18 protein-coding genes are annotated in these 21,590 nt (G+C 41.4%); 7 read left to right on the forward strand and 11 right to left on the reverse strand.

The features are described 5' to 3' along the window. Nucleotides 1–190: 190 nt before the first annotated feature. A complete protein-coding gene (locus tag B3R63_RS06255) occupies nucleotides 191–760 on the reverse strand; it encodes a peptidylprolyl isomerase A (RefSeq protein WP_005023877.1) in 570 nt (189 codons plus the stop codon). 99 nt (nucleotides 761–859) lie between these two features. On the opposite strand from B3R63_RS06255, the gene B3R63_RS06260 reads away from it, so the two are divergent. Then, nucleotides 860–1,525 carry an acetoacetate decarboxylase family protein gene (locus B3R63_RS06260; RefSeq protein WP_005017601.1) on the forward strand — a complete coding sequence of 222 codons (666 nt, stop codon included), beginning with the start codon at nucleotides 860–862 and terminating at the stop codon, nucleotides 1,523–1,525. Nucleotides 1,526–1,600: 75 nt separating this feature from the next. On the opposite strand, the gene B3R63_RS06265 is transcribed toward B3R63_RS06260, so the two are convergent. Next, nucleotides 1,601–2,671, reverse strand: coding sequence for an alpha/beta hydrolase (locus tag B3R63_RS06265; RefSeq protein ID WP_005017599.1), 1,071 nt, complete (start codon nucleotides 2,669–2,671; stop codon nucleotides 1,601–1,603). 205 nt (nucleotides 2,672–2,876) lie between these two features. Here B3R63_RS06265 and B3R63_RS06270 point away from each other — a divergent pair, with 205 nt between their 5' ends. After that, entirely contained in the window at nucleotides 2,877–3,197 is a 321-nt protein-coding gene (locus tag B3R63_RS06270) for a hypothetical protein (protein WP_005017598.1), read from the forward strand. Nucleotides 3,198–3,646: 449 nt separating this feature from the next. On the opposite strand, the gene B3R63_RS06275 is transcribed toward B3R63_RS06270, so the two are convergent. Next, entirely contained in the window at nucleotides 3,647–3,931 is a 285-nt protein-coding gene (locus B3R63_RS06275; protein ID WP_005017595.1) for a hypothetical protein, read from the reverse strand. Between the two features lie 612 nt (nucleotides 3,932–4,543). Between B3R63_RS06275 and grpE the strand changes: the two genes are divergently transcribed. The 3 genes from grpE to B3R63_RS06290 all read left to right on the forward strand — a co-directional run bounded on the left by grpE (nucleotide 4,544) and on the right by B3R63_RS06290 (nucleotide 7,724). Continuing rightward, complete coding sequence (grpE, locus tag B3R63_RS06280) at nucleotides 4,544–5,098, forward strand: nucleotide exchange factor GrpE (RefSeq protein ID WP_248130398.1); 555 nt, start codon at nucleotides 4,544–4,546, stop codon at nucleotides 5,096–5,098. 117 nt (nucleotides 5,099–5,215) lie between these two features. Continuing rightward, nucleotides 5,216–7,162 carry a molecular chaperone DnaK gene (dnaK, locus tag B3R63_RS06285; protein WP_075041094.1) on the forward strand — a complete coding sequence of 649 codons (1,947 nt, stop codon included), beginning with the start codon at nucleotides 5,216–5,218 and terminating at the stop codon, nucleotides 7,160–7,162. A 166-nt stretch (nucleotides 7,163–7,328) separates the two neighbouring features. Then, on the forward strand, nucleotides 7,329–7,724 hold the full coding sequence (locus tag B3R63_RS06290) for a hypothetical protein (RefSeq protein ID WP_005023870.1): 396 nt from the start codon (nucleotides 7,329–7,331) through the stop codon (nucleotides 7,722–7,724). A gap of 64 nt (nucleotides 7,725–7,788) precedes the next feature. On the opposite strand, the gene B3R63_RS06295 is transcribed toward B3R63_RS06290, so the two are convergent. The 4 genes from B3R63_RS06295 to B3R63_RS06310 all read right to left on the reverse strand — a co-directional run bounded on the left by B3R63_RS06295 (nucleotide 7,789) and on the right by B3R63_RS06310 (nucleotide 11,926). Continuing rightward, nucleotides 7,789–9,072, reverse strand: a complete 1,284-nt coding sequence (locus B3R63_RS06295; RefSeq protein WP_248122825.1) for a lytic murein transglycosylase — start codon at nucleotides 9,070–9,072, stop codon at nucleotides 7,789–7,791. Nucleotides 9,073–9,741: 669 nt separating this feature from the next. Continuing rightward, nucleotides 9,742–10,863, reverse strand: coding sequence for a 5-(carboxyamino)imidazole ribonucleotide synthase (locus B3R63_RS06300; RefSeq protein ID WP_286729197.1), 1,122 nt, complete (start codon nucleotides 10,861–10,863; stop codon nucleotides 9,742–9,744). 15 nt (nucleotides 10,864–10,878) lie between these two features. Further along, nucleotides 10,879–11,391: a 5-(carboxyamino)imidazole ribonucleotide mutase gene (gene purE / locus B3R63_RS06305; protein WP_005017582.1), complete on the reverse strand. Its 513-nt coding sequence runs from the start codon at nucleotides 11,389–11,391 to the stop codon at nucleotides 10,879–10,881. Between the two features lie 184 nt (nucleotides 11,392–11,575). Further along, nucleotides 11,576–11,926 carry a DMT family protein gene (locus B3R63_RS06310; RefSeq protein ID WP_286729199.1) on the reverse strand — a complete coding sequence of 117 codons (351 nt, stop codon included), beginning with the start codon at nucleotides 11,924–11,926 and terminating at the stop codon, nucleotides 11,576–11,578. A gap of 272 nt (nucleotides 11,927–12,198) precedes the next feature. On the opposite strand from B3R63_RS06310, the gene mpl reads away from it, so the two are divergent. Then, nucleotides 12,199–13,563 carry a UDP-N-acetylmuramate:L-alanyl-gamma-D-glutamyl-meso-diaminopimelate ligase gene (gene mpl / locus B3R63_RS06315; RefSeq protein ID WP_265761281.1) on the forward strand — a complete coding sequence of 455 codons (1,365 nt, stop codon included), beginning with the start codon at nucleotides 12,199–12,201 and terminating at the stop codon, nucleotides 13,561–13,563. Between the two features lie 39 nt (nucleotides 13,564–13,602). Here the strand turns inward: mpl and B3R63_RS06320 are convergent, their stop codons facing one another. From B3R63_RS06320 to B3R63_RS06335, 4 genes are all read right to left on the reverse strand, one after another. Continuing rightward, the gene (locus tag B3R63_RS06320; protein ID WP_286729201.1) at nucleotides 13,603–15,261 is read right to left on the reverse strand and encodes an AMP-binding protein; all 1,659 of its coding nucleotides are present in this window, start codon (nucleotides 15,259–15,261) and stop codon (nucleotides 13,603–13,605) included. 177 nt (nucleotides 15,262–15,438) lie between these two features. Then, complete coding sequence (locus tag B3R63_RS06325; RefSeq protein WP_286729203.1) at nucleotides 15,439–17,241, reverse strand: acyl-CoA dehydrogenase C-terminal domain-containing protein; 1,803 nt, start codon at nucleotides 17,239–17,241, stop codon at nucleotides 15,439–15,441. A gap of 318 nt (nucleotides 17,242–17,559) precedes the next feature. Next, nucleotides 17,560–18,933 (reverse strand): long-chain fatty acid transporter, encoded by a 1,374-nt coding sequence (locus B3R63_RS06330; RefSeq protein ID WP_248136753.1) that lies wholly within the window; start codon nucleotides 18,931–18,933, stop codon nucleotides 17,560–17,562. 146 nt (nucleotides 18,934–19,079) lie between these two features. Continuing rightward, nucleotides 19,080–20,357, reverse strand: coding sequence for an MFS transporter (locus tag B3R63_RS06335; protein WP_286729205.1), 1,278 nt, complete (start codon nucleotides 20,355–20,357; stop codon nucleotides 19,080–19,082). A 458-nt stretch (nucleotides 20,358–20,815) separates the two neighbouring features. On the opposite strand from B3R63_RS06335, the gene B3R63_RS06340 reads away from it, so the two are divergent. Next, nucleotides 20,816–21,589, forward strand: a complete 774-nt coding sequence (locus tag B3R63_RS06340) for an enoyl-CoA hydratase (RefSeq protein ID WP_101161085.1) — start codon at nucleotides 20,816–20,818, stop codon at nucleotides 21,587–21,589. Nucleotide 21,590 lies beyond the last annotated feature (1 nt).

Genomic DNA, 21,590 nt, shown 5'->3' on the forward strand with positions numbered 1-21,590 from the left:
TTGTCTTAATCGCGTCGGGATGAGCTCATTATAGGGCAAAAATGAGCTATGGCAAGCACTTTTAAGCTGCTGTTTTTACAAGTGTTCTAAAAATATACATTTTATTTAACTTTTTATTAGTATAGCTACCCTATAACTTATTAATTTTAAAATAGAAATATAAGTTAAATATTCCCACTTAAATGAGTATTTATTTATCAGTCTTGTTTACTTTTGTTTTTATCTCTAAAATTTTAACTGGTTGAACTGGAACATTTTGGTATGGGCCATTGTTACCTGTCGGTACAGCACCGATTTTATCGACTATTTCCATTCCTTGAGTAACCCGGCCAAATACTGCGTATCCGTCATTCATTATATTTCTATTTAAAAAGTCATTATTAGCAATATTTATAAAAAATTGACTGGTAGCTGAGTTTGGATCATTGGTACGTGCCATTGCTAAAGTACCCCGGGTATTTTTTAAACCATTACCTGCTTCATTACGTATAGGGGCATTTGTAGGTTTCTGTTTCATATGTGCATCAAACCCTCCACCCTGAATCATGAAGCCAGGAATGACCCGATGGAAAATGGTACCATTGTAGAAATTACTCTTTACATAGCTTTCAAAATTTTTAACTGACACAGGCGCTTTATCGTTAAATAATTCTATTTCGATATTACCCAAAGATGTTTTTATTTGCATGGCACTGTTGGCAGCCCATACCGAGATACTCAAAAAACCTGCGCTCATACCCACGATTATCTGTTTTAACATTTATTTACCCACACTATTTTCTAGAGCTTTTAGATTTAGCTATATTAAGCTTTCATAATTTATTAATCAGCAGAAAAGTAATTATTTTGAGTATGTGTTATGACAAGAATAAATCATACTGATCCGCATAACTTACAGTTACCGCCTTGGAACTTGCAAGGAGAAGGCTTTATTTTAAATTACTGGCTTACTCCGCAGTTTCTGAAAAAATTTCGCCATTTTGGTTTGTCCTACTCTTCTACAGGGCGCTTCGTCCAAGTCATATTGGTACGCTATCAGGATACTCCTATACAACCTTATGATGAATTATTGATTCTTGATCATCCTTTAATGACACAACGTATACTTTCTACTATTCCAAAAATTTATGTCTCAACTACAGAGTCTGTAATACACGGCCGTAAGTTATGGGGCATTCCTAAAGAACTGGCACGTTTTGAATGGCGACGACAGCAGAATCAACTCTTTTGCCATATTGCATCTTCTGAACATGAAATGTCTCTGCATATTGGTTTTTCACCTTACTTTAAAAGTGTACCAGTCAACTCTAAATATCTACCTAAACAGTTGATGCAGATTGATCAGTTTGATGGACAACGGCATTACCGTTTCCGTCCTGAATTTAAAGGTTCCTTAAATGTAATATATCAGGCACACTGGAAAAATACTGGCTGCCTGTTTCCGGACTTTTCCCAGGCAATTTTTCTAAAAGGTCTATACGTACCTGCGTTTGACTTAATATTTCCTAAAGCTCAGATCACTTGATATTTTTTGTTTCACGTGGAACCTAAAATACTTCATCTAAATGAGCTTTAGAAATATAAGAAACCTTGATAGCAGTTATGCTGCTTTATTCCAGAATTTACGGAAATCCTTGGCAATTTGAATTGTATATTTTTTGGCTTTTCCAGATACCAAAGTCAGATTAACAAAACCATGAGCCTGGTCTTCAAATTCCTGATAGCGGACCTTTACGCCCTGCTGACGCAGCTTATGGCTATAAATCTTTCCTTCATCGTGTAGAACATCATGCCCGGCAGTTAAAATAAAAGTTGGCGGCAGATGTTTTAACTCACCATAAGTAGGCGAAATCATCGGGTCATCCAATTCGATATGATGACGAATAGCATAAAACTCTGTAACGCGGTCCACGTCATCTTTGGTCAGTACTAATCCTTCATTATAGTTATAAAAAGAAGGGTGACGGCTCTTGAAGTCTACTACCGGGTAAATTAATAACTGCGCAGAAGGTTTATAAGCCTTATTCACTGTACGCTGTGCAACTACTGCACTGATATTGGCACCGGCACTGTCCCCTGCGACTGCAATACGGTTTTTATAAATCTTAAGCTGCTTACGGTTCTGATAGGCCCATGCGAGCGCATCCTCACAGCACTGAATTATCTGTTTTGGACCAACCTCAGGTGCAAGTGGATAATCTATACTGATCACCTGAGTATTGGCATATTTGGCAATCAGACGACAAACTTCATCATGTGTATTCAAGCTACCAATCACAAACCCTCCTCCATGATAAAACATGATTAAAGGTAATTTTTTCTGTGGATCAGGATGATAATGCCGGGCTGTAATCGTGCCACTTTGTAAAGGTAGCCGGATGTCCTCTACATGTTTGATAGGAGTTTTCTTTGCGGTTAGCTCTGCAATCTGTTTTTCAAAGCCTTCTCGATCTTTTAAGGGCTGATCTGTAATTAAACCAAACTTACCCTGCTTATGCTGTATGGCCATCAAACATTTGACCAGAGGATCGAGCTGCGGATAGATATAGCTATAACCCAATGCCTTGGCAATTGATTCTTTGGCAAGATCAGGCAATTTATCGAGTGCACGTGCTGCGGGACCTTGAGTTTTTTTTAATAATTGTTGTATTGCCAAGTTAGAAACTGCCATGCCATTTTCTCCTTATTTATTTCTTCATACTTTCTACATGATTAACTGTCATTTGACTATACTGGTATATAAAACAACTAGTGTGTATACAAATCCAACAAGCTGAATACGCTATTCTTATTTCTATAAACTGTCATTGACATTAAGCAATAGTTTTCAGGATGTTTTTTACCACTGGACGGCAAGAGTAGAAAGGAACAGCAGCATGTTAAATAAATTATTAGGACTTTCGCTTGCGACAGCAGTATTAGCAAGTGGTTGTGCGGTTTATCCGGATGACTATCAATATGATGGCCGCTATGATCAGGACCGGCGTTATGATCGTGATCACCGGTATGACCGAGATCAACGCTATGACCAGCAGCGTTATGATCAGCGTGAATGGGAACGTAAGCGTATGGAGCAGCGTAAAAAACTGTATGAACAGCGCAGAGAAAATAGTAAAGAATGGAAGAAAGATCACAAGGAATGGGAAAAACGTCAGCGTGAACGCGAGCGTGAATATCGGAAATGGGATAGAGACTAATCTCTTTTTCTTACCCCCTCTAGACTAAGCCTGGTTTTAACCGGGCTTTCTTTTATCTTTTACTCTAGCTATAACCTACATAGTTTGACATAGCAGTTATTCTTTAAAATAAACTCAAAATTATAGAGCAGTCTAAGACTTTAACTGTCTTTTCTATTTATATCATGCCAGATATTTCTACCAAACAAGTCAGCCGTCAGCTTAACAACAATATCTCTATAGTTAACTTAAAATATTAAGCTAAACACCTGGATTACTTTCTTATCTATAATTCTAAATCAACAGTTCATCTTTCTTATTGAGTTTTTACATTTTTATTAATAATGACTGTTTAGACAAAAATAGATAACAGATCTCAGGTCTATTATCTATTTCCAATTGTTTCCTCAACAATTAAACAATCAAGAGATGGCTCCTCTTCATTGTATCCTTTCCTGGAGGATTAGTTCTTACTGTGCTGTAGCATCAGTCATAGCTGCTGGCTGCTCAGCAGGAGCTGCCTGTGCTGCTTCGATTTGTTGAGCTGCAGGATCAGCTTGAGCCGCAACTTCACCTTGTGCGCTAATATCTGTAGACGCTTGAGCACTTACTAATGAAGTGTCAGTCTCAGACTGTACAGCAGACTGGCTTTGTGCAGTTTCAGGATGAGTCATACCATCATTGGTCGCACAGCCTACAGCTGCAAAAGAAACACCTGCCAGCACCAGTGAAATTAAACCTAATTTTTTCATCATTTCCTTCCTTAAAAAAACATCAAATACACAAAGCCTAGACACTGCTTTGCGAAAATCATAATGAACAAAAGCTTTTCATTGTCCTGCATACAATTGGTTGGTGTTTTGAATAAGACAGGTACAGCTTCTGAAATCTTTTATTAAACTGTTACAGAGTAAAATAAATAAGCACATCTTTAGGATTAGCAAATGAGAATTATTTAAATTATTCAGTTTATAAAGATTTTAGTTTACATAAAGGATGGAATTTTCATTTTTAATAATAATTCAGCTATACAACTCTTATACACCGTTATAAAAGCTTTACATTGTAATTGAAGAAGATGATTTAAGAATTATGCCCGTTTTAAGAAAAAATACCTCTATAGCATCCTGTTATAGGGGGTTTAGCGATTTTATTTTCCGATAATTTTTAGAAAAATGACCTTTTATATATAGAAGGAATAAAAAACCTTATATTTATATGGGTTTCTGCTTGATTTTTTTCATCTAGCCCCGACTTCAACAGTATTAATGAATGAGCAATCATGGCAGTTCAGAAGTAACGCAGTTAGTACTGAGGCCAAATAAGGACTGTACATGTTTAAAAACCCATTTAAACGGAGATCAGCAATGGCGAATGAGCAAAATGAGCAGGCTCAAAATCCTCAAGAAGAGCAATTAGAAGCACATGACCAACAGACTCAGGCTGAAAGCGGTTCAGGGCATTTAGAAACAGATTCTGAAGATTTAAAAGCACAAGTTACCAAGCTTGAAGAAAGCCTGAAACTTGAAAAAGCTCGTGCGGCGAATGCCATTTATGAGAGTGAAAAAGTAAAAGAGCGTCTTGAGCGTGAAGCTGAGACTGCGAAAAAATTTGCTCTAGAGAAATTTGCGAAAAACCTGCTTGAGACAGTAGATAACCTTGAACGTGCGCTGCAAGCCACTGGTGAAGAACAAACTCCTTTATCGGAAGGTGTAGAACTCACATTAAAAGGGTTACTGACTACGCTTGAAAAAGCGGGCGTGGTAGTTGTGGATACGGCAAATGGTTTTAATGCTGATCTGCATCAGGCGGTGGGTATTGATCCAAATGCCAAGTCTGGTGAAATAGGTACAGTTTTGCAAAAAGGCTATACCCTATCCGGTCGTCTGTTACGGCCTGCAATGGTCATGGTAGGGCAATAAGCCTTCTAAATGCGGGAGTTTTTAAAAATTTTTAGCTAATTTACTTGAAAATTTTTGAAAGACTCTCATATCGGATAACAAACATAAGATTGTAAAAATTACTGAGGAATATGTCAGATGGCTAAAATTATTGGTATTGACTTGGGTACAACCAACTCATGTGTTGCTGTACTTGAAGGCGATAAAGTTAAAGTAATCGAAAATGCGGAAGGCGCACGCACTACCCCATCCATTATTGCCTATAAAGATGGCGAAATTCTGGTTGGTCAAAGCGCGAAACGCCAAGCAGTAACCAACCCGAAAAATACATTATTCGCAATCAAGCGTTTGATCGGTCGTCGTTATGAAGATCAAGCGGTACAAAAAGACATCGGTCTTGTACCTTACAAAATCATCAAAGCAGACAATGGCGATGCTTGGGTTGAAGTTAACGATAAAAAATTGGCACCTCAACAGATCTCTGCTGAAATCTTGAAAAAGATGAAGAAAACTGCAGAAGACTATTTAGGTGAAACCGTAACTGAAGCGGTTATTACTGTGCCTGCTTATTTTAACGATGCACAGCGTCAGGCAACTAAAGATGCGGGTAAAATCGCTGGTCTAGACGTTAAACGTATCATTAACGAACCTACTGCTGCTGCACTTGCGTTCGGTATGGATAAAAAAGAAGGCGACCGTAAAGTTGCAGTTTATGACTTAGGTGGTGGTACTTTTGACGTATCAATCATTGAAATCGCAGACCTTGATGGCGACCAGCAAATCGAAGTGTTATCAACCAATGGTGATACTTTCCTTGGTGGTGAAGACTTTGATAACGCGTTAATTGAATTTCTGGTTGAAGAATTCAAGAAAGAACAAAGTGTGAACTTGAAAAATGATCCACTTGCGTTACAACGTTTGAAAGAAGCTGCTGAAAAAGCAAAAATCGAGCTTTCTTCATCAAATGCAACTGAAATCAACCTTCCATATATCACCGCTGATGCAACTGGTCCTAAACACTTAGTGATCAATGTAACACGTGCGAAACTTGAAGGTTTGGTTGCTGATTTAGTGGCGCGTACCATTGAGCCTTGCCGTATTGCGCTTAAAGATGCTGGGCTTTCAACTTCTGACATCTCTGACGTCATTTTGGTTGGTGGTCAGTCTCGTATGCCGCTTGTACAACAAAAGGTACAAGAATTCTTTGGTAAAGAGCCACGTAAAGACGTAAACCCGGATGAAGCAGTTGCAATTGGTGCTGCGATTCAAGGTGCTGTATTGTCTGGTGACAAGAACGACGTACTACTGCTGGATGTAACCCCGTTAACACTGGGTATTGAAACTATGGGCGGCGTGTTGACTCCAATTATCGAGAAAAACACGACGATTCCTGCGAAGAAATCACAAGTGTTCTCTACAGCGGCAGATAACCAGCCTGCAGTAGATATTTCGGTTTACCAAGGTGAACGAAAAATGGCTCAACAAAATAAATTGTTGGGTAACTTCCAGTTAGGCGATATCCCACCTGCTCCACGTGGCGTACCGCAAATTGAAGTGTCATTTGACATTAACGCTGACGGTATCCTGAAAGTTTCTGCAAAAGACAAGAGTACTGGTAAAGAGCAATCGATCCAGATTAAAGCAAACTCAGGTTTGTCTGATGCTGAAATTGAAGCAATGATTAAAGATGCGGAAGCGAATGCGGAAGAAGATCGCAAGTTTGAAGAACTGGCGAAAGCACGTAATGAAGCGGATGCACTGATCTCTTCTGCACAAAAAGCAGTAAAAGATCTGGGCGAGCAAGTAACTGCTGATGAAAAAACTGCCGTTGAAACAGCAGTTTCTGAACTTGAAGCTGCAACTAAAGAAAATGATGTTGACGCTATTAAGGCAAAAACTGAAGCATTACAAAACACCATTATGCCAATCACCCAGCGTGCTTATGAAGCCGCTCAAGGTGCTCAGGGTGGTGCGCAAGGCTTTGATCCGAATGCTTTCCAGGGTGGTGATGCTGGTCAGCAACAAAAAGCTGATGACGGTGTCGTTGATGCTGAATTTACTGAAGTTAAAGATGATAAAAAATAATTTTTCACTTTAACTTTCAAAAAAACCGCGCTCAGGCGCGGTTTTTTCTTGTTTATAGTTTTAGGGTTTTCCGGTAAAAAGCCTTGCAATATTATGTATGGATATTACCCTGTCTAGTTACAGATCATTTTCATGATATGGTTAAGACAGCTAGAGGGGAACAAAGATGGATATTCAGGTGAGTTACTATCATATTCTGATTGAAGCAAATGATCATATCAGCACTATTGAGCAATCACGCGATATTGAGCTATTTAATATTACAGACTTAAAGCCCTATCTTTATTCAGTACTGCTCCCCTACTTAAATGATTGTGCGATTGAACTTGAAGATGAAAATATTGAATTTAATGATATTTTACATTTCTCTATCAAGCAGACCTTGTTACCTATTGAACAGCTCATTGAAGAAGAACAAAAACTTTTACCAAGTGATACTGAAATTACCATCACTGCATCTGAAATTTTAAATGACCATGAAGTTTGCCAAGATGTTACCGCCGTTATTATGGACTTGCTAGAGGCGATGATTACACCAGACGAAGATGATGAAATAATTTAAATTACTTTCCGACTTTTATATTCATGAAAAGCAGCGAAATACTTCGCTGCTTTAATTTTAGATTTTACTGCATAATATATTCAGCACGAAGAGCGCGTAAAATTTGCTGCCCTGCCCGTCCGGTTGGATTTAATCCTAAACGCTGCTGTTCCTGACGAATGGCCTGCCGGGTTTTATCACCGATCAGTCCATCTACTGCCCCGATGTCATAACCCTTTTTTAATAAAAACTGTTGAATTTCACGCCGCTCCGCACGTGATGTCCCGGCATCATCGGTTGGCCAGGCCGTCAAAAAAGGTCCCTGTCCTTGTAAACGGTCCGACAAATGGGCAATCGCCAACCCATAACTTTCTGCCGCGTTATAACTATAAATCGCATCAAAATTTTTAAATACTAGAAAAGCCGGTCCATTTTCACCTGCCGGCATCATTAAACCTGCTGGTGTAGAACCTGAAAGATTTCCCTGAACCAGTGCAGTACCATCAGCACGAGTTAATCCGCGATTTACCCAGCTGTTTAAAGCTTTTTTATTACGCCGCCCTTCTCCCTGTGCAGAAAAACCTGAAGGAAGTTTGACTTCAAATCCCCAAGGCATACCGGTTTGCCAGCCGCGTTTTTTTAGAAAGTTTGCTGTAGAAGCTAAGGCATCTGTAGTACTTGAGACTAAATCACGCCGGCCATCTCCATCGAAATCGACCGCCAGTTCCTCATAGGTCGAAGGCATAAATTGGGTATGGCCAAAAGCGCCTGCCCATGAACCTTTTAACTGCTCTTCACGTAAATCTCCACGTTGTAAAATTCGCATGGCTGCAAAAAACTCGCCACGAAAATAACTTTGGCGCCGGCCTTCACAGCTTAATGTTCCAAGCGCTTGTAACAAGGGATAACTTCCTGAAATATCACCGAAGTTGCTCTCTACCCCCCATACTGCCACTACTGTTTCGGCTGGTACACCATAAGCTGCCTCAACACGCTTGAGTACCTCTGCATGCTGTGCCAGTTTTGTTCGGCCTGCCTGTACTCGCTCTTCATCCACCAGACCCGACAGATAATCCCAGATTGGTGTAGAAAACTCTGGCTGATAATTTAGCTTGTCGATTACTGAATAATCAGGTGTTAAAGATTGGGTATAACGGTCATAAGTACTTCCGTTTACTCCAGCAGATATAGCCTGTGAACGCAAGTTGCCCAGACATGCCTGAAAATTATTTTGTGGACTATAGGCATTTGAAATAGCAGATGTTGCTGTTACCGAAGTAGAACTCGATTGACCATTAATAATTAATTCAGCATTAACCTGAGACACGCTCAAAAAAGCGGTAGAAAAAATTAGAGCAAAGTGGCGCATAAGATCCTTATCACTTTGAATTTAAATTATTGTTTTTACCATAGCATTCTGAAGTCAAAATGGAAGTTTTGAAACGTAAATTTAAATTCAAAATTTCCTGTTTTAAATTCATTTTAAATTTAAAAATTTTATCCACAACCCTTCAGCATTTAAATTTATAAAGATAGTTTTAAATTCAAATTAAAAATCCATCTTAAATTAATTTGAATTCAAATAATCTCTTTTAAATTTATAGATAATTATCAATACGAATGCACTGGCTAAAGAATGGTTACGCTCAACAAGATGAATTTTGAATCTATTTTTTTAGTTTTAAATTCAAAATTTATTTTCTAATTTTAAATTTGTCCACAAGCCAACCGGCATGAAACTTTAAATTCAAACTTAAAATAGAAAATTTAAATTCAATAAAATGAATTCATAAATCTAAATTTAAATATTATTTCCCAATTTCATAAACTCTATATGTGAAGCTACTTTTTTCAGTCGAATATTGAGTTGATAAATTCAGTAACTATTGAAGAATCTGACGCGATTCAGATATTAAATAAAACTTAAAAAATTAAAGATATTCATAGCTAATAAAAAAGAGGCGCAATCATGCCGTAATGACAGCTATAAAAAAAGCGGTCACTAAAATGACCGCTTTTTTTAGCAACAGTTTAAGGTTTAAATGTTCATATCTTGAGTCAAGGCTAATGGCTCTGGCAATATTTTCGTCAGCTGACGGCATAGCTCTGTCAGCTCTGCATGATTAACTGGCATTAAGGTAATATGACCGAGTTTACGCCCCGGCCGTTCTTCCTTGTTATACATATGCAGATGCGCACCATTTAAAGCCAGTACCTGTGCGGCATCAGGATATCGCCCAATAATATTGACCATCACCGTAGGGCGAAGCACTTCTGTAGAACCGAGCGGTAGGCCTGCAACAGCACGTATATGGTTTTCAAACTGTGAACAGACTGCACCTTCAATTGACCAATGCCCCGAGTTATGTACCCTTGGCGCCATTTCATTGGCATACAGACCGGCTTCTGTCACAAATAACTCAAGTGTCAGTACACCTACATAGTTCAGATGATTCAGCAGCCGGGTAATATAATCCTGAGCAACCGGCTGTAACTGCTCACTATTCGGTGCAGGTATAATCGAATGTGACAAAATACCATGATGATGATGATTTTCAGCTAATGGCCAGCTCTTAACTTCACCATTCTGTCCACGTACCGCAATAATTGAAACTTCACGGGAAAATTTTACAAAGCTTTCTGCAATTAGAGATGTGGCCGGACCCAGTTCAGCCCAAGCCTGTTCAATCTGATCTTGCTCGCGCAGTATAAATTGCCCTTTACCATCATAACCTCCAGTTGCCGTTTTCAGTACAATCGGTAGACCCAACTCGGTTACAGCCTGCTGTAGGCTCGACAAAGAATCTACTGCACGATACGGCGCTACTGGTATATCCAGCTGGTCAAACAGTGCCTTCTCCAGCAGACGGTTCTGAGCAGTAGCCAATGCTTGACGTGGTGGATAAAGCTGTTTGCTCTGCAAAAGAGTATCAACATCCGCGAGAGGCGTATTTTCAAATTCGAGGGAAAATACATCTGCACTTTCAATAAATTTTTCCAGACCCTGCGCGTCATGCTCAGAAAAGACCTGACCCAATATTGCTGAAGGGCAGTTATGGTTGGCTTCAAAAAACGTACATTGAATGTTGAGTGGTAAGGCAGCTTGGGCCATCATGCGGCCGAGCTGGCCGCCACCAAAAATACCGATAGTCTTATTCATGATATCGATCCTGTCTTAACCCTGACCTGGAATATTATTACCCGCAACTTTTGCAGTCTGCGCTTCACGGAAGCCTGCTACATTTTTTGCAATTTCGGGACGGGTCAAACCCAGAATCTGGGCGGCCATAATAGCGGCATTGGCAGCACCTGCAGGGCCAATGGCCAAGGTACCGACTGCAATACCTGCCGGCATTTGTACAATAGACAACAGGGAATCTACACCATTTAGAATTGAGGACTTAACCGGAACACCCAGTACAGGCAGATCGGTTTTGGCTGCACACATTCCAGGTAAATGTGCAGCTCCACCAGCTCCTGCAATAATGACCTGAATCCCACGATCGCGAGCTGTTTCAGCGTATTCAAACAGACGGTCTGGAGTACGGTGTGCAGAGACGACTTCAGCTTCAAAAGGGACACCAAGCTGCTTGAGCATATTGGCAGTATGTTCGAGGGTAGCCCAATCCGATTGGGAGCCCATGATAATTCCGACTAGGGGTTGAGCGTCAGTTGCGACCGCATTCATTGCTAATGTTCCAGAGACTAGGTAAAAAGAGATCTCGACCAGAGCCAAGCTTTAAATGAATAAGTAGCCCTCTATTATAGACTGATTTTTGCGCTCACGACCATTTAAGCTTATAGCTGCTGGCTGTTTTTTATGATTTTTCAGGAAGCAACCGAGAAACTTTATTAAAATAGTTAAAAAATTCTTACTGGCTGCGAAAGACAAAATAAGCACAGCCCAACAGACATAAACCTGCCCATAAATAGTCCAGCTTAAACGGCTGCTTAAACAGAAAAATCATGAAAGGAACAAATACCAGTAAGGTGACCACTTCTTGGGTAATCTTCATTTGGCCCAGGCTCCATCCACACTGGGATAAAAGACGGGTTGCTGGAATCATAAAACTGTATTCAAGCAGTGCAATCAGCCAGCCAAATAAAATAGCCTGCCATAACGGTACACCATGTAAAAATTTTAAATGCCCATACCAGGCCAGAGTCATAAAGCAGTTCGAAATAATCAATAACAGCAAGGGCAGGTACAGGTTTGGGTTCATGGGTATTTATACAAGACGGTACAGGAGAGTAAAGACTTTAATCTATTTGAAAAATTCGACAAATATTTTAACCAGATTTTTTATCGTAATAATTTAATAGCGGGGCAACAGTAATCAGATCTGATAAAAAATCCCTGAAAGCCTTATAACGACTACAAGAACAACTATCTTTTCATGAATAGCCTTGCTATCGTTGCTGACAATTTTAATCGATCACGACAACAACACGATAAGATCAAGTGATGTGTCAAAAGTAGTAGAGAGGGTGAGTTATGCATCTGCATATTTTAGGTATTTGCGGCACATTTATGGGATCACTGGCACTTCTGGCACGTGATCTTGGGCATACTGTGACCGGTTCAGACCAGAGTGTCTACCCGCCAATGTCTACACAGCTTGAGAATGCGGGCATTACCTTAATGCAGGGCTATGATCGTAGCCATTTACAGCCACATCCTGATCTGGTCATTGTGGGCAACGCCATGAAGCGTGGAATTGATGCTGTTGAATATATGCTAGATGCCGGTCTTCCTTATATTTCGGGACCACAGTTTCTGGCTGATCATGTATTACAGGGTAAACATGTACTCGGTGTCGCGGGTACTCATGGTAAAACCACCACCACCACCATGCTGGCCTGGGTACTGGATCAGGCCGGTTTAAATCCCGGTTTTCTAATTGGCGGTGTGCCCCTTGGATTTAGCCAGAGCGCACGGCTGGGCGGGGGCAAGTACTTTGTAGTCGAGGCAGATGAATATGATTCAGCTTTCTTCGATAAACGCTCCAAGTTCGTTCATTATCATCCTAAAACAGCAATCCTGAATAACCTCGAATTTGACCATGCCGATATTTTTGATGATCTGGCTGCCATTCAAAAACAGTTTCATCATCTGGTGCGCACCATTCCAAGCACTGGCCGGATTATTGCGCCTATTACTGAAACCCATATTGATGAAGTACTGGAAATGGGCTGCTGGACACCTGTTATACGTACCGGTTTGGATACCGATACCCAAGCCGAACTCTATGCAGAACTAATTCAAGCAGATGGCAGCCATTTTAAGGTGCTGGAGCAGGGTAAGGTTATTGCTGAAGTTCAATGGTCCATGACAGGCCAGCATAGTGTTGCCAATGCTTTGGCTACCATTGCTGCTGCACAGCATGTGGGTGTCAGTATTGTTCAGGCATGTGAAGCACTGTCCAGTTTTGGGGGTGTCAAACGCCGTATGGAGCTGCTGGGTACGCTCAGGGGTATCGAAGTTTATGATGACTTTGCACATCATCCCACTGCAATTGAAACGACACTGGATGGTGCCCGTAAACGTCTGGGTGAACGGCGCCTTTGGGCGGTTATTGAACCGCGTTCAAATACTATGCGTATGGGTAGCCATAAAGACGGACTGGCCCACTCGGCCCGCCTGGCAGATGAGGTAATCTGGTATCAGCCAGAAGGCCTAGACTGGGATCTGCAACCTGTAGTCGAGGCTGCTCCGAATAAGTCACAGGTGAGCCACTCTCTGGATGAAATTATCCAGCGTATAGTTCAGGAAGCAGGTGAGGGTGATGCTGTGGTGATTATGTCGAATGGCGGGTTTGGCGGACTGCATCAGAAACTGCTGGCAGCATTACAAAGCTAAATCGAAAAAGCGGGTTAACGCCCGCTTTTTTATGACTCTCTACTGTAGTGATGTATCCTGCCTGAGTGCCTTACGCAGAATTTTGCCCACCGTTGATTTAGGCAGTTCATGCAGAAATTCGATATAGCGTGGCTGTTTGTAGCCGGTTAAATTTTCTCGGGCATAAGACTGGATTTCCTCTGCTGTTAAAGACTGTTCTTTTTTGACAATAAAAGCTTTTGGTACTTCCCCAGATTTTTCATCTGCTACCCCAATCACTGCAACTTCCAGCACTTTGGGATGCTGTGATAATACAGCCTCGATTTCATTGGGAAAGACATTAAAACCTGAAACCAGAATCATATCTTTTTTACGGTCAATAATTCGTACATAGCCTTTTGCATCCATGACGCCAATATCGCCACTGCGGAAAAACCCGTCTACTGTCATAACTTTTGCTGTTTCTTCAGGTAGATTCCAGTAACCTTTCATTACTTGCGGTCCCCGTATAGCGATCTCGCCTTTTTCACCTTGTACCACTTCCTGGCCTCTATCATCCAGAATTTTGATTTCTGTTGCCGGGAGTGGAATGCCAATTGAACCACTGAATGTAGTGGATGCTGGAGGGTTAAATGTAGCCACTGGTGATGTTTCAGACAGACCATAGCCTTCACGGATCATGCAGCCGGTAATTCTCTGCCAGGCATCCGCAGTAGATTTGAGTACAGTCATGCCGCCACCTGTAGTGATGCGCAGCTGGCTATGGTCGAGTGTTTTAAACTCCTGATGATTAATAAGCGCATTGAACAGGGTATTTACTGCTGGAAAAACTGCAGGCTGATATGTTTTAAAACAATGCACCAGATCAGACAGATCGCGCGGATTGGCTACCAGCACCGTGGCATAGCCTTTATTTAATGTACTGTGCAATAAACACACGGTAAAGGCAAAAATATGATACAGCGGAAGGGCACAGATCGTGACTTCATCTGCATAGGCATCCCGGTCACCGAAATAACTGCAAAATACTGCATTATTTTGCAGTAGATTGGCAATAATATTACGATGTGTCAGCTCTGCACCTTTAGAAACTCCAGTCGTTCCACCTGTATATTGCAGTACTACAGTATCCTCTTGATCAAGCTTGGGACGAAGATAGGCCTCCGGTAAAGTTTCAGAGAGAATATCTTTTAAACTGAATATTTGTGCTTCCTGCTGGCTTTCAGGTTTTTCAGTAGGATCAATCAGCAAATCTGGCGCAGCTGTAATAACTACATGCTGTATAGCAAGCTGATCTTTGACCTGCTGGTAGACAGGCATAAACTGGTCGAGCAGTACCAGTACAGAGGCACCTGCGTCATGAAGCTGATGCTGTAGTTCACGTGCGGTATAAAGTGGATTGATATTGACCAGTATATAACCGGCCCGGATGACAGCCAGTGACACAATCGGATACTGAATGATATTCGGCATCATCACTGCTATGCGGCTACCTTGAGGTAGTTGAAGATGTTGTAAAAAGCTGGCAAATTTACGGCTATATTGCTCAATCTCGTCGAAAGAGAATTTTTTATCTTTAAAAATAAATGCAGTACGCGAGCTAAATTTTTGAAAACTATTTTCCCAGAAATCCAGTAAAGTCACATGTCGTGCAGGTAGTTGAATAGTTGGGGCAATATTCCATTGTTTATATTCATTTGACCAGACATTCTCTGTCATTGCTCTATCCTTTATTGTGCGCTTTAGATCAAAGCAGTTTTCTATTCAGAATTATTATTTTTAAATCACTCTCTTATCATGGAGCTGGTTACTGCTCATTGCGAGCAGCTTCAAAATGATCTTTATATTTGAATTTTAAAAACAGGTGTGAATTACACACCTGTCGAGTCAAAGTCATTAATCAAACTTGAACTGTTCCGGATTAAGTTTAAATAGGGTATCCATTCCAGAACGGATCATTGCCGCATGGGTTAAGGTACGGTTTAGAATGCGGCTATAATAAAACTGCGCCGTAGCTACCTTGGCCGGATAGTAAGGATCTGTATCGCCCTGAGCAATTTTATCTTCCGCTACAATCGCCATTTTTGCCCACAAATAGGCAAATACGGTGTATCCGGAGAAATAAAGATAATCGACTGCTGCGGCACCAATTTCTTCTGGTCTCTGCTGCATTTTATCCACCACGTCTCTGGTCAGTTCTAACCATTCCTTGACTAGCTGCTCAAGCTGCTGCACCTGAGCAGAGAACTTATCGTGCTGCTGATGCTGCGCAGTAAACTCCTGAATTTCATCGGTCAGGGCTTTGAGCAGGTTACCTTTAGAACCAATTACCTTACGTGCCAGCAGGTCAATTGCCTGAATTTCGGTTGTTCCTTCATAAAGACAGGCGATCCGTGCATCACGAGCAATTTGTTCCATTCCATGTTCAGCGATATAACCATGTCCGCCAAAAATCTGCATCCCATACTTGGCCGACTCTACCCCCATTTCGGTCATGAATGCTTTGGCGATTGGGGTTAAAAGGGCAAGTTTGTTTTCTGCCTGTTTCTTTTCATCTTCATCATTTGAAAACTCGGCCATATCGACATAAGTAGATAAGTAATAGGCAAGGGCACGCGAGCCTTCTGCAAAGACTTTTTGAGTTAATAGCATTTGGCGTACTGCCGGGTGCACAATTATCGGGTCAGCCGGCAGTTCTGGGTGCTGGGGTCCAGCCAGAGAGCGCATTGCCAGGCGTTCTCTGGCATATGCCAGTGCGCCCTGATAAGAAGCTTCAGAAGCAGCCAGTCCCTGAATTGCAGTGCCGATCCGTGCCGAATTCATAAAGGTAAACATGCAGTTTAGGCCCCGGTTTTCCGGACCAATCAGAAAGCCTTTAGCCTGATCAAAATTCAGTACACAAGTCGCATTTCCATGAATACCCATTTTATGTTCAAGTGCACTACACACCACGCCATTACGTTCGGCAATATTCCCGTCCGAATCCAAATTAAACTTAGGTACGATAAACAGGGAGATTCCTTTGGTACCCGCAGGAGCATCTGGTAAACGTGCCAGTACAATATGAATAATATTTTCAGCCAGGTCATGTTCCCCAGCAGAAATAAAGATTTTTTCACCACTGATAGCATAACTGCCATCCGCATTGGGCACTGCTTTGGTCCGGATCAGACCCAGATCAGAACCCGCATGGGATTCGGTCAGGCACATAGTACCTGTCCATTCCCCCGAAATCAGCCGGGTAAGGTAGTGCTGCTTCTGCTGTTCGGAACCATGATGTTCAATAGTGCGCATGGCTCCATGTGAGAGTCCAGGGTACATGCCCCAAGCCCAGTTGGTTGAAGTAATGATTTCTGAAATTGCAATACGGAATAGGGTAGGAAAGCCCTGCCCACCATACTGCTCATCGCCAGTGAGTGAAGTAAAACCCAGCTCGACATATTTTTTATAGGCATCTTTAAAACCGTCTGGCGTGGTTACTACACCATTTTCCAGCTTGCAGCCCTGCTGGTCACCAATACGGTTAAGTGGTAAAAGTTCGTTCTGGCAAAAATCTGCTGCAGCTTCCAAGTACTGCTCTAATATCTCTGCACTAAAGTTATCTTGGGCAGCCGGATATTGTTGATAGCTCTGTTCAAAGTTTAAAAAATCATTGAGAACAAATTTCATGTCGCGTAGCGGTGCAATATAATTCGGCATCGGCCATATCCTTATCGGGTTTGTAGTCTGAATTTCTATCTGTACGGCTCAATCTATTTGTAAATAATATTTCGCACTGTGAAATTCAGTTATGTTTTATTCCATCATAATTTAAGAAATCTTGAAAATCCAGTGAAGCATAAGAATAGCTATTACAAAAAATTTCATATCAAGAAATTAAATTTTAGCTAAAATTTTTAAATATACCCAGAAAAGCAGTCGTCTTATTTTTACTAATCAAGTGGCTTAGGATTTACTTTAAATAAGCTGTACATCTTATTGGTTCTATTGGATGAGACCGGCTGTGCCATTAGCTGACTAGAAACGATAACCAATCTTCAATCCATAGCCGATAGAATGGTTATCTTTAAATTCGCTGACATAGTATTGACTTCCTGCCTGTGCACCGACTTGCCCCTTGGCGTCTCCAAGCCAGGTATATTTCATTCCTCCAGAAATAAAATATGACGTGGCAGGGCTATATTGAAAGCCCAGTCCAATATTGTAATAACCTTTTATTGGACCGCCCGTAGATACATATTCTCCAGCACCGGAATCCCACCCTATAGAAGCAGAACCATTCCATTTGGAGCTAAAACGCTGTCCAATACCTAAATTCGCTGACCACTGGTCATGAAAATAGCGCACCAGATTAAATCCCTCCGGCCGGCTCGGCGTAGAAAGCACACCAACTATTTCAGATATTGCGCCAAAGCGGTAAGGTTGAAATGCGAAGTCATCCCAGTTTACCCAGCGCACATTACCAAACAGAAGAGTGCCCGGCCGTAAACCAGTCTGGAACTCAAGATTAAGCGAAGCCGGTGATTCAAATTTGGTGGTTCCAGATTTCCCTGCAGAAGGTAAACGGGCAACGATACCATTAATAGCAGCCTGCTGCTCTGGAGAAATCTGGCCAAGAGCTACCAGCTGTTGCAGATAATTGCCCACATAATCTCGTCCGGACCGGGTACTCAGCATATCAATCAATGGTGCTTCTTCGCTGGCATTAATCTTGTGGGTGATTGCAGAACGGTAAGTTAAGGAAGTCCTGATAGCCTTTTCAGGAATCTGGTAGGCGAAGCCGGCAAGCCAGCCCCAATCTCCTGTTTCCTTGGCCTGAAAGTTATAACCGTTATATAAGCTGTAAGTGGCTCCCCGCAGTTGAATATCGCTTTTAAAAGTCTGATAAACCGGCCCTGCATAAATATTCCAGTTTTTATTGGGCTGATAGCCCATGATCCAGCTCAAATTCTGTGTATCTACCTGTGACAGGGTTTGCCCCTCAGGTATCTGACCATCTGTAGCCTCAGCCAGACTGCCAGTTGTAATTCCTGGTAGTACCACCTGATCCTGCGGAGTAGCAGTGAAACTGTTATTTCCTGAGTATTCACTGTCTGAAGCAAAAGGCTGATCATAAATCAGGCCAAATGAAAATTGTGGTGCAAGCTGCAATTTGAATGCAGCCGCCGGCCGATAGTCAGTATTGGCAATATCATCAATCATACGGTCAGTATTTGTCGTGCCAGCCTCCTGGCCCTTGAGTGTAGTATCACTGACTGTTAAAGTGGCTTCAAAGTAATTGCCCGGCTGTAAAAAACTGGAGATTGATTGGCCAGTACGGTCAAATGCTGCCGCATGAAGTGTTGGACTAAATAATGTTCCAATTACTGTAGCGATTACTGTCTTTCTCATTCTTGTGATCCTTTTCTTATATGGAATCTGATCGGTTATTGATCATGGTTTTTTATTTATAAAAATTCTTTTTAATCTGTTAATTTGTCTTGCATTTTTAATAAAAAATCTAATTAAAAGTAGATTTTTGCTTTGTGAATTCTTTTTTAATCAGCTTTTTGCGGATCATATAAGCGGTCTTTAATAAATAACAGCGGAATCAGGCCACATAGAAAATAAGCAGCCCCCATTACCAGAAGGCCGGTTCCAATAGAGCCATTCTGAGCAAAAATACCAATTGTAACAGGCGCAAAAATTGCTCCAATTCGCCCGACATTAAATGCACCGCCAACCGCTGTTCCACGAATAGATGTTGGAAAACTTTCGGTCATGTAAGTAGCATTAATAGCAAATGGCATACCGTACAGAAAACCGAACAGCAACATCAGCCATAAAATATTGGCAGGTGTATTAAGGTAGACCAGAACAGGAATAAACAGCGCCGTACCCATGGTTCCAAAAGCAAAAACTGCACGGCGTCCCCAACGGTCGGCGACCATCCCTGCTACAACCTTGGCAAAGATCATGATCAGGAATGTACCGATCATATACATGGTCATCTCTTTAAACTTGATGCCGACTTCGGCCTCAAGATAAGATGGTAACCAGTTACTCATACCGTAATAACCAAACTGTAATGCACCCGCGCTTAATGACCAGAGTAAAAACATCTTGCGGTGTTTTCTCTCTTTAAATATATCTTTATATGGATTGGTGGTTTTTATAGTTTGTGCCAGCTGTTCGGCTTTCTTCAGCTTTAAGGCAATGGATTTTTTCCAGGATTCCGGCTCTGGTACCATAAAATGAATCAGAACCGAGAGAAAGATGGGAACGATAGTAATCCAGTACAGCATTCGCCAGCCATAAGCCGGAATAATCCAGCCGGCTAACAGTGTGGCCACCAGAGATCCCATAGTGAAACCGGTCATTAGCGCCGCAAGTACCGTAGTCCGGTATTTGGTAGGCACATATTCTGACATTAAGGTATTACAGGCAATGTATAATGAACCCAGTCCGACCGCAGCCAGCGTTCTTAAAATAACAAACTGATAATAGGAGTCTGCAAAACCTAATGCACAGGATAGAACAGATGAAATTACCAGATAAATCACAATAATACGTACCCGGCCAAAACGGTCACAGGCCCAGCCGCCAATCAGGCCACCTACTGCACTGCCAATCAATGACCAGCTGCCCAAGGCACCTACCTGAATCGAGGTCAATCCGAATTCGGCTTTAAGACTGGTCAGGCTATAGGCTAAAAATGCAATATCAGCGCCATCGACCAGTAAAACCAGAAATGAAAATATAAATGCGGTCATCCAGACCTTTTTAGCAGGTGGTACTGAAACCTCTTCTATTATTAAAGGTGAAACCTTTTCCATATTAAATTTTCCTTATTATCTTTATTGCTTACAGCAAATTATTGTTTTGGGTATTAAACAGCGATTAGAAGTGATGTCATATAGTTAGATATACCGGTGATAGAACAGGCTCATCAAATTCCTAATATTTTTTCTAGTTTTCCTCCTGGGCTGTAGAGGCTTATCTTTATGGTTTCTGCTATTGCGTCACTGCAGCAGCTTTTGTCTTGAATTAAGTTTTTATATGAGTCGGATATTAATGAAATAAACCAGCTTCAGATGAATCCAAAATTTTATTTCATAATACGAAATATAAAATCATATTCCCATAAACTGCTCAAGTGTTTTTCCTAAAACACTACAAAGAAGCCAAGAATGCCTATTAAGCTAAGTTTTTATTAAAAAAGCATTGCATTGGCTATAGAATAAACTTATTTTTAATAAAACATATTTCCGCATAACGAAACAATGGAGATAAAATGGAACAGGTCGTTCAGGTTGAATATTTAAAATCCTATGTAGCTGTAGTTAAAATTCACCGTCCAGAAGCAAAAAATGCCTTAAATACCCAAGTGAGGATTCAGCTGGCACAAATCTTTAATCAACTCAGCGATGACCCGGAAATTCGTGCCATTGTATTGACAGGCGGAGAACAGGACTTTGCAGCAGGCGCAGATTTAAAAGAGTTGGCAAATGCTCATGCAGTTCAGATGATGCAACGTCGCAGTGAGCGTTACTGGCATGCAATTGCCAGCTGTCCAAAACCGGTCATTGCTGCAGTCAATGGCTATGCTTTGGGTGGAGGCTGTGAGCTGGCCATGCATGCAGATATTATTATTGCCAGCCAGACAGCGGTATTTGGACAACCAGAGGTAAAAGTTGGTGTAATGCCAGGGGCAGGTGGTACCCAGCGTCTGTTCCGTGCGGTAGGCAAATTCCAAGCCATGCGCATGATATTGACTGGCTGTCTGGTTCCAGCTCAAGAAGCCTTACAAATGGGCTTGGTGTCCCAGTTAGTTGAAGAAGACAATGCGATTCCAGCTGCCCTCAAAATGGCTGAATCCATAGCTAAATTGCCTCCTGTCGCGCTGGAACAGATTAAAGAAGTTGCGCTGATGGCCGAAGATGTACCTCTTCATGCGGGCCTGGCGCTAGAGCGTAAATCCTTCCAGTTACTCTTTGATACCGAAGACCAGAAAGAAGGCATGCAGGCTTTTATTGAAAAACGAAAACCAAATTATCAGGGTAAATAAT

The organism is Acinetobacter sp. UBA1297 (genome assembly GCF_002307755.1).
GTDB lineage: Bacteria > Pseudomonadota > Gammaproteobacteria > Pseudomonadales > Moraxellaceae > Acinetobacter > Acinetobacter radioresistens.